This is a genomic window from Methylobacterium sp. WL103, from assembly GCF_008039885.1.
GTDB classification, from domain to species: domain Bacteria; phylum Pseudomonadota; class Alphaproteobacteria; order Rhizobiales; family Beijerinckiaceae; genus Methylobacterium; species Methylobacterium cerastii.
On the sequence record NZ_VRUX01001053.1, the window covers coordinates 1 to 866 of the forward strand.

General features: G+C 69.1%; 1 protein-coding gene and 1 tRNA gene. Both read right to left on the reverse strand.

All coding sequences use genetic code 11. The features are described 5' to 3' along the window. The coding region (gene cobF, locus FV222_RS27715) for a precorrin-6A synthase (deacetylating) (protein WP_147816376.1) at positions 1-676 on the reverse strand (676 nt) is incomplete at its 3' end. 74 nt (positions 677-750) lie between these two features. Beyond that, positions 751-827: transfer RNA gene (locus FV222_RS27720), tRNA-Met, on the reverse strand. Positions 828-866: the final 39 nt, after the last annotated feature.

The window sequence follows — 866 nt, forward strand, 5'->3', positions numbered from 1 at the left end:
TTTCCGGGCCGACCGTGCCGAGCCGGCCGGCGATCAGGAGCTGGTCCGGCGAGCCGAGATAGGCCCCCCAATGGATTGTCAGGTCCGGATCGAGGTGGTCGAAGCGCGGGTCGGCGTCGAGCATCACCACCACGCTGCCGACGCCCTCCGGCAGGCCCTCGGCGATCGCCCGTCCGGTGGTGATGTGGACGGCGCCGCCGATCCGGTTCAGCGGGATGCGGTGGGCGGCGGCCAGCATCTGCACGCTGGAGATACCGGGAATCACCGTGTAGGCGAAGGCGCCCGCGTCGCGGGCGAGGATGCGCTCCAGGATGCGCAGGGTGCTGTCGTAGAGCGCCGGATCGCCCCAGACCAGGAAGGCGCCGACCTCCCCTGCCCCGAGATTAGCCGCGATCAGGCCGCCGAGGAGGTCGGCGCGGGCTGCGTGCCAGGCCTCGACCGTGGCCGCGTAATCCGCAGGCCGGCGCTCGCGTGGTGGGTCCTGCGCCACGACCAGGCGATAGTCGTCCCGGATGTGCCGGGCGCAGATCGTGCGGCGGAGGGCGACGAGGTCGTCCGTGTCGGCCCCTTTGTCGAGGACGAACACGACGTCGACGTCGGCCAGCGCCTGCACCGCCTGAAGGGTGAGGTGCTCCGGGTCGCCGGTGCCGATTCCGATGACACGCAGGGTCCGCATGGGCTCAAGGATTCCAGTGCGCACGAAAAAGCCGGCTCGCGTTGGGCGAGCCGGCTGATGTGGGATATGATGTTTGGTTGCGGGGACAGGATTTGAACCTGTGACCTTCAGGTTATGAGCCTGACGAGCTACCGGGCTGCTCCACCCCGCGCCAGGGTGATCGAGTGTCGTGTTGAGGGGATGTGTTGGC